This is a genomic window from Neorhizobium populisoli, from assembly GCF_019430945.1.
In the GTDB taxonomy this organism is placed as follows: Bacteria; Pseudomonadota; Alphaproteobacteria; order Rhizobiales; family Rhizobiaceae; genus Neorhizobium; species Neorhizobium populisoli.
In genome coordinates this window covers 1-7,830 of record NZ_JAHYCB010000039.1, presented here as the reverse complement: position 1 = coordinate 7,830, position 7,830 = coordinate 1, and the positions used below count along the sequence as shown (strand labels likewise).

Here is a 7,830-nt window from a genome sequence, read left to right as displayed (position 1 = left end):
TTGGAAGGACCGACCCGCGAAGCACCATAATGCGGCGACCTATGTCGACCGCGTAGACGACCATGCTCCCGGCAAACAACGCCCTGCACCCAAAAGGCGCTTGCAAATATCGCTATTAGACGACGGTCTTACCTTTAGCCGACCTACACCCGTAGAATTGAACGTGTTGAAGACCGCCGAGTGATCAATGGTATTCTTTAGCGTTTCAGAGCCGGATCGTCTTGGCGCGACGTACCGGAACGTTATGGCCGCGCACGACGCTCTACACTCGGTTTTCCCGCTAGCGCAACGCTGGTGTCTGGGATCGTCTTCTGCACGCCGTTTCGAAGCGTTACGATGGCGATATCGTGATCATCGCTTCATCCTGTCCGCATTCACCAGCATGGTGCCAACGCTAAGAAGGGCGATCCGCAGAGCCTTGGATGGGTCATTCGCGTGACGGCCTAGCCGTAATGGGCCGGCGCTTCGAAGACTTTAGCCGATTCGGCGTTAGCTTCGACTTCCCTAGGTAAGGAAATAACTTGCGGAGGCGATAGTTAGGGGACCTTGGTCTTATATGACTAAAAGAGATGCTTACTGGGAAAGAGCTCAACCTCGCACATTCTCGGCGACTGGAAAATTAAAAGTCAGCCGGTTCAACCTCAACAGTGAGAACGCGCGGTACAGCAACCCTGCCACTCGGTGCCGATAGCGCATCTCGAAGACATTTGAAGCGATCCAAGCGATTGAGACAACGATCACTAGAGCCACGGCGATCGCGAAATTTATGCCTATTATCGGCGTTAAAAGCCCCATAATGGCGAGGCCTATAACTTGGTGGAACAGGTAGATCGAATAGCTATAGTTGCCGACCCAAACTATGATCGCGTTACGACATAGTAGCTTATCGGCGAACAGAACGAGCGCCAGTATCGCGAGAAACTGAACGTTTTGCTCGAATACGAAAGCATCGCTGTTGATAGCTATAACTGAAAATGCCACGGCCAAAGCGATCAAGGCGTTTAAGACGCCGTCCTGCACTTTTCCCGCTAGGGCTACACCGATCGCGAAGAATGGAAGGTACTGAGAAATCAAGAGGCCATGTAGAGCTTTACTCAGGACACGAAGATGGGCTGAGCTGTCGAAATCAAGGGGAACTCCGGGGGCACGATCGATGAGTAATATTGCAAGATCTGCCGACGCCACCACGACAGCAACCGAGCAGAACGCGGGGATGAAGCGTTCCTTGAAGGCCACCGCAAATAGGCCGATCATGAGATAAAACTTGAGTTCCACAACAATGGACCAATAAGCGCCATCCACCCAAGTGAACCCCAAGTCTTCAAGAAAGAACAGGTTGCCGATGAGGTCAAAGAAAGTGGGCTGCTTCTCAAAGAAATCATGCTGGCCCAATACCACGGGCGGCTGCAAGAATTGGATAAAAATGAAAACGGTGATGGCTGCCACTATGAACAGCGGCCAAATGCGGGCAACACGCTTGGCGTAGAATGCCGCCACGTCTGAGGTTTTAACAAGCGAGTTAGTGATCAAATAACCAGATATGATGAAGAAGATCAGAACGCCGACCTTGCCGATCTGTAACTGGAGCAATGGCGGCGACGACGATCCGAAGGCCTCATGGGGCACTCTGCTTAGGTAGTGATAAAGTACTACGAGTGCGACTGCGATGCCGCGCCACATCTGAATGAACCGACTAGTGGAATCGTTCATTGTTCTCTCCGGTCGACTGTCTGGTTGCGCCGGAACATACTGAATGTGAGCTCATCTGCAAGTTTATGATACGGCTTAGCAATTTTAACCTTAACTGTGGGGGTCGATTAGCGGCGCCGTGGCGGCGTAAAGATAATAAAATCATCTGGAGACGAAGCGTCTCGCCGCGCCCCGCGCGAGCCTTGAACACAGACTTTAAATGTCCCACGCAAATGCGCCGTACTATCTCGCGACGACTTTCTCCGCCGCGCAAATAGGAGACCGCAATCATATTCCAGGACTTGTCGATGGAACTATTTTGGATGATCGTTCCGATTCAAAGCTTCGTGCAGAGACCATTTTGGTGCGGCAATATGCTATTCGGTCGGAGCATTCTCCAATGAGGCAATAATCTCACCAGATCCTGTTCAATCTGGGTTATATCAAGCGACCTTGAAGTTGTTTGTACATTCCAGGGCGGTGAAGCGAGGCTTCAAGGCTCCAGCTGCATCCCATGCAGTATCGATTTTCGGTTGGCTGGGCTACGCAGCATGGCCTTCAGCTTCGAAATGAGTTCTCGATTGGATTGAAGTCAGGGCCACAGGGTACAGTTACATGAGCGTCGCGCCGGCGTGTTCGATGGCTCCACGCATCCTTAGGTGTAGGCATAACGAGTTTACCCTGTCGTGCAAACGTTAGCCGAGTCGATAGGTGGTTCGGATTCAACCATGTTGCGCGCCAACTTTATTCATCAGCGCTACGGGCCGAGCGGAAACGATCTGTGCTTTACCTCAACTGGCCAATTGCGATGAAGCTCACGTCTAGCCTATCTGGGCGTGAGTATTTCCAATGTACTTTTCACGGAAAAACCCCCATCGCTCGTCCATGGATAGGCGATCACAGATCAGGGCGACGCGAACAACGTGGGAGTGAAACATCGGGAAACCTTAATCACTTACCAAGCTTTTATACAGCCCGACGCGCGAACTCTGTCTGCATGGAAATCCATGAACTATCTCCTAGCGGTGCACTTTCTCGTCCGCATCCCCCTGCTCAGTTCCGTTTAGAGACCAACTGTTTACCCTGATGACAGTAATTTTCGGCACAACCGCAACCGCTATGATCCAACGTGATAGCTCTTCTGCTGCGACTCAGCCTGATATCGCAGGAACGATTCATATGCATCGGTTATGCCCGCCTTCAGGCCAATCCTCGGAGCCCAACCGAGACTTCGAAGCTTTTGCGCGCTCATCAACTTGCGGGGTGTACCGTCAGGTTTCGACAAATCGTGCACTATATCGCCCTTGAACCCGACAACGTCAGAAACGAGCTGGGCCAGCTCCAAGATTGTTAGGTCGTCGCCAGAACCAACATTCACATGAACGTCCGCAGAATAGGTCTTCATCAGGAAGATGCAAGCATCCGCACAATCATCGACATGAAGGAACTCGCGCCGAGGGTTGCCCGTACCCCATATCGTGATATTAGTCTGCTTGTGATACTTCGCCTCGTGAGCCTTGCGGATCAGGGCAGGCATAACATGACTAGTTTTTAGATCGAAATTGTCTCCAGGGCCGTATAGATTTGTGGGCATAGCGGAAATGAAGTCACGCCCATGTTGCATACGGTAGGCTTGGCAGAGCTTGATGCCGGCGATTTTGGCGATCGCATACCATTCGTTTGTGGGCTCGAGGGAGCCAGTTAGGAGAGACTCCTCGACAATCGGCTGTTCCGAATACTTCGGATAGATGCACGATGACCCCAGGAACATCAGCTTCTCCACTCCAGTGGCATGAGCGCTGTTGATCACGTTGGCCTCAAGAATGAGATTTTCATAAATAAAATCAGCGGGATAGGTGTTGTTAGCTAAGATGCCGCCCACTTTTGCCGCAGCTAGGAACACCACGTCTGGACGGTTCTTTTCCATCCACGCTTCAACCTCGCTCTGTCGGGTGAGGTCGACTTGCGCACGGTTTGCAAGCAACACCTCACATCCTTCGGCTGCCAACCTGCGCACGAGGGCCGAACCGACCATGCCCCGATGTCCCGCGACATAGACTTTTTTTCCCGCGAGCGGGTAGATGACTTCAGGCATGAGACAGACCCCTATTGCCTCCAGCGGTTGGGACGTTGCGCGCCATAACCTTCAGATCTTCGCGGACCATTTCAGCCACCAACTGATCAAGTTTCGTTTCGTGTTTCCAGCCGAGCTTATCATGTGCCTTGGCCGGATTCCCGATCAGAAGATCAACTTCCGTTGGGCGGAAGTACCGGGGATCGATTTCAACGACGCATTGACCGGAAGTGGTATCATAACCCTTCTCGTCGATGCCCTCGCCGCGCCATTCGATCGGCATGCCCACCTTGACAAACGACTTTTCGACAAATGAACGGACGGTGTGTGTTTCGCCAGTTGCCAAAACGTAGTCATCAGGCTGATCTTGCTGTAACATCAGCCACATTCCGCGGACATATTCGCGAGCATGACCCCAGTCACGTTTGGCGTCCAGATTGCCTAGAAAGAGCCTTTCCTGCAAGCCGAGATGAATCGCAGCAGCCGCCCGGGTGATCTTGCGTGTCACAAACGTCTCACCGCGGATTGGGCTTTCGTGGTTGAAGAGAATACCGTTCGAAGCGTGAAGGCCGTAGGCTTCACGGTAGTTCACGACGATCCAATAGGCATAAAGCTTGGCAACAGCGTAAGGCGAACGCGGATAAAACGGCGTTGCTTCGCTTTGCGGCACCTCTTGAACCTTACCGTAGAGCTCAGATGTCGAGGCCTGGTAAAATCGTGTCTTCTTAGTCAAGCCGAGCAAACGAATCGCTTCGAGAAGACGCAACGTTCCGGTACCGTCAGCGTTGGCAGTATATTCCGGCGTCTCAAAAGATACCTGAACGTGGCTTTGCGCCGCCAGATTATAGATCTCATCCGGCTGTGTTTCCTGAACGACGCGAATGAGATTGGTAGAGTCAGTCATATCCCCGAAATGCAGGATAAAGCGCGGATGCTCAACATGTGGGTCTTCGTAAAGATGTTCAATCCGACTTGTATTAAAAGAGGATGAGCGCCGTTTGACGCCGTGAACCGTGTATCCCTTGTTTAGCAAGAGTTCTGCGAGATAGGTCCCGTCTTGGCCAGTCACTCCCGTGACCAACGCCACCTTACCTTCACCAGTTTTTTTCTCGCTCATGCTCAAACCTCTAAAGCCTTCGGATTGCCCGCGTCTAAATTGATTCGACAAAGTAAAGGCTCAAACTGCCTCCGACCTTGCGCCGCCGGTTGGATCGAAGCCCTTGGTACTATCCGAAAATTGATGTGAAAGCACAACCGTCCATAACCCCGTGCTTTTGAACGATCCGCGATAAAAGCGGCGCCGAAAGTGGCGGTCAAAAGTCTGCTGCAACGCTGAAGGCCGATCGGAGCTCACAGGAGACGTCCTTGCATATCGAAGATATCAGCGGAGTGTCAGTTGAATGTGATCAACGTACGCTTCAACTTCATAGGTAGCATCCCATTTAGCTGGATGTCGCCAGTGATTTGTGGTATCGCGATAAGCTGCCTCGTGCGATATCTCTTGCGGCTAATCGGAAGTCTCAAGAAGCTTTTGACGCACCCTTCCACATAAAAAATCAGTCAGTGAGACGCAACGCTTTATCAGAAGCCTTTGCCTCCACGGAGTTCTGAGAGGATCGTTCCAATCATGATCCGTACATCAAGCAAGATTGAGAAATTCTCGATATAGTATAAATCGCTCGCAAAACGGGCTCGTGCCCTCCCGGGCCGGTCAGTTGGGCCGCGTAAGCCTCGCATCTGCGCTAATCCGGTCATGCCTGGCTTTACTGCGTGTCGATCGTGGTAATTCGGAACGAGTTGTTCATAGGGAATGCCCGCAGCCAACATACCGATCGCATGGCAGCGTGGCCCGACAAGCGACATATCTCCTATCAAGACATTCAGCAGTTGCGGCAGTTCATCAATATTAGTTTTGCGAATAAATGCTCCAACCCGAGTAATGCGGGGATCGTCCCTGACAGTTTGATTAACCCCACTTGAATCGCCAAGAGCTGTACGCATCGATCTAAATTTGAAAACGCGAATTTTGCGGCAACCCTTTCCCCAACGAAGCTGCGTAAACAGCACAGGTCCAGGGCTGTCTATCCGAATCGAGAGCGCCACAAAAAGTAAAACAGGAGCGAGAATAATGAGACTGGTTCCAGCAACTCCGATGTCGATGAGACGCTTTACCAGTGCCTGCAAGCAAGTAAAAGCTTTCGGAGCCATCAATACTGGCTCTTTTACGGAATTTTTCTTCAGGCAGAATGAGGGCTCTTCTATTTTAGATCTGGCAACGTGCGCGCCATTATTGTTACGCTGTGAAACGCTCAAGCTCATCACCTCCATCCAAGGCCGCACGGCCGCTTGCAGGGACGCTTCTATAAGACAATCTAGCGGTGGCGTCATCAGAAATCTAACGGAAATTTAACGATGTTATGCATCTTTCTCGCTAGACCAAATTTTTGCCTGAGAACTGGGTGACTCATCTCACAAGATGTAGGTATCAAGGGTTGCTAGGGTTAAAACCCATTGATCGCGTTGATTTGGCGTAGCAAATCAGATTCAAGTTTCCAGTCAACGGATTGGAGGCTTGGATGGGCCGGTTGTTTTGGCTGTCGGATCAACAATGGGCGGTCATTGAGCCGCTGTTGCCGAGGAACAAGGGCGGTGCTCGCCGGGTCGATGATCGTCGTGTGATCTCCGGCATCATCCATGTTCTCAAGGTCGGGTCCCGGTGGTGCGATTGTCCGGTCGACTATGGCCCTTCGACCACGGTCTACAACCGCTTTAACCGCTGGTCTCGCAAACGGTTCTCGACTGACTTGGTCGAGGCGCTTGCGACGTCCGGCGCGGTCACCAAAAGCACCTCCATCGACAGCACCTACGTCAAGGCGCACCGCTCGGCCGATGGCGGCAAAGGGGGGCGAAAAATCAAGCTATCGGGGCCTCGCGGGGCGGGCAAACCACGAAAATCCATGTTCTCACGGACGTGATCGGCCGCCCGTTTGCGTTCATGCTGACAGGTGGTAATGCCGCTGACAGCCCGGTCGCGCCACACTTGCTGGCTGGTCTGAAGGGCGCCAGATATCTCCTGGCAGACAAGGGATACGACGCAAACAGTCTACGAAAGCGGCTGCGCCAATCGGCAATCGTCCCAGTGATCCCAGGCCGCTCAAATCGTAAGCGCCCGATCCGGTATGACACCAAGCGCTACAAGAGCCGCCATCTCATCGAGAATGCCTTCTGCCGCCTGAAAGACTTCCGGCGCATCGCAACGCGTTACGACAAGCTTGCCAGAAATTTCCTATCTGCGGTCGCCTTGGCTACCCTCGTCGCCTTTTGGCTATGTTTGATGGTGTGGAACGGCCCTTCGCGCCGGCATCAAGGATGCCTATCGTGGTGACGCCAATCGCAACGAGACAGAGGGAACCGCTCCATGGAGAAGATTACCACAATTGGACTGGATTTGGCCAAGTCGGTCTTTCAGATCCACGCCATCACTGAAGGCGGCCAAGTCGCTGTCCGCCGTGCCTTGCGGCGATCACAGGTGTTGGAGTTCTTTCGTCACATTGAGCCATGCCTTGTCGGAATTGAAGCATGCGGGAGTGCCCACTACTGGGCCAACGCGATCGGCGAATTCGGCCATACGGTGCGGTTGATGCCGCCAGCGTACGTGAAGCCCTACGTCAAACGTAACAAGACCGATGCCGCCGATGCGGAGGCGATCTGCGAGGCGGTCACGCGCCCGACAATGCGCTTCGTGCCCCTCAAAACACCGGACGAGCAAGCTGCCGGGATGGTTTTGAAGACCAGAGAGTTACTCGTGCGTCAGCGAAGCCAGACAGCGAATGCGATGCGTGCTCAAATGGCCGAGCTCGGGATCGTCGCCGCTACCGGCATGACTAGTATTGCAAAGCTCGTCGCCATTTTGCGTGACGATCGTGACGGTCGTCTACCAAACTCGGCCAGAGCTGCGCTTTTAGAGATGGCCGATCAGATCGAAAGGCTGACAGAAAGGGTCGAGGTGCTCGACAGTCAGATTGTCGCAGCAGTGAAAGCTGATGATGCCGCACGCCGTTTAACAA

The 7,830-nt window shown here is 52.9% G+C and carries 6 protein-coding genes and 1 pseudogene; 3 read left to right on the top strand and 4 right to left on the bottom strand.

Annotated features, from left to right (window positions below; translation table 11 throughout):
- Positions 1 to 156: 156 nt before the first annotated feature.
- Positions 157 to 446: pseudogene (locus KX729_RS34160) on the top strand (transposase); the annotation flags it as partial.
- Positions 447 to 588: 142 nt separating this feature from the next.
- On the opposite strand, the gene KX729_RS33110 reads toward KX729_RS34160, so the two are convergent.
- The 4 genes from KX729_RS33110 to KX729_RS33095 form a co-directional block, all read right to left on the bottom strand.
- Positions 589 to 1,710 (bottom strand): acyltransferase family protein, encoded by a 1,122-nt coding sequence (locus KX729_RS33110; protein ID WP_219746669.1) that lies wholly within the window; start codon positions 1,708 to 1,710, stop codon positions 589 to 591.
- Positions 1,711 to 2,806: 1,096 nt separating this feature from the next.
- Positions 2,807 to 3,784, bottom strand: coding sequence for a GDP-L-fucose synthase (gene fcl / locus KX729_RS33105; RefSeq protein WP_219746668.1), 978 nt, complete (start codon positions 3,782 to 3,784; stop codon positions 2,807 to 2,809).
- The gene (gmd, locus tag KX729_RS33100) at positions 3,777 to 4,880 is read right to left on the bottom strand and encodes a GDP-mannose 4,6-dehydratase (protein WP_219746667.1); all 1,104 of its coding nucleotides are present in this window, start codon (positions 4,878 to 4,880) and stop codon (positions 3,777 to 3,779) included. The genes fcl and gmd overlap by 8 nt, the downstream gene beginning before the upstream one ends.
- 464 nt (positions 4,881 to 5,344) lie before the next feature.
- Entirely contained in the window at positions 5,345 to 5,971 is a 627-nt protein-coding gene (locus KX729_RS33095) for a sugar transferase (RefSeq protein ID WP_219746670.1), read from the bottom strand.
- Between the two features lie 368 nt (positions 5,972 to 6,339).
- On the opposite strand from KX729_RS33095, the gene KX729_RS33090 reads away from it, so the two are divergent.
- Both KX729_RS33090 and KX729_RS33085 read left to right on the top strand, forming a co-directional pair.
- Positions 6,340 to 7,148, top strand: a protein-coding gene (locus tag KX729_RS33090) for an IS5 family transposase (protein WP_376776123.1) whose coding sequence is annotated in 2 segments (ribosomal slippage) — positions 6,340 to 6,676 and positions 6,676 to 7,148 — 810 coding nt in all. Because the reading frame shifts where the segments join, the coding sequence is not laid out codon by codon here.
- A 33-nt stretch (positions 7,149 to 7,181) separates the two neighbouring features.
- Positions 7,182 to 7,830 (top strand): IS110 family RNA-guided transposase (locus tag KX729_RS33085; RefSeq protein WP_219746665.1); only part of this gene is annotated, 649 nt, incomplete at its 3' end.

What these genes read in the sequence shown, in the direction of transcription:
- gmd (WP_219746667.1), bottom strand. Translation starts at nt 4,880, where the DNA reads ATGAGCGAGAAAAAAACTGGTGAAGGTAAGGTGGCGTTGGTCACGGGA.
- KX729_RS33110 (WP_219746669.1), bottom strand. Translation starts at nt 1,710, where the DNA reads ATGAACGATTCCACTAGTCGGTTCATTCAGATGTGGCGCGGCATCGCA.
- KX729_RS33095 (WP_219746670.1), bottom strand. Translation starts at nt 5,971, where the DNA reads ATGGCTCCGAAAGCTTTTACTTGCTTGCAGGCACTGGTAAAGCGTCTC.
- fcl (WP_219746668.1), bottom strand. Translation starts at nt 3,784, where the DNA reads ATGCCTGAAGTCATCTACCCGCTCGCGGGAAAAAAAGTCTATGTCGCG.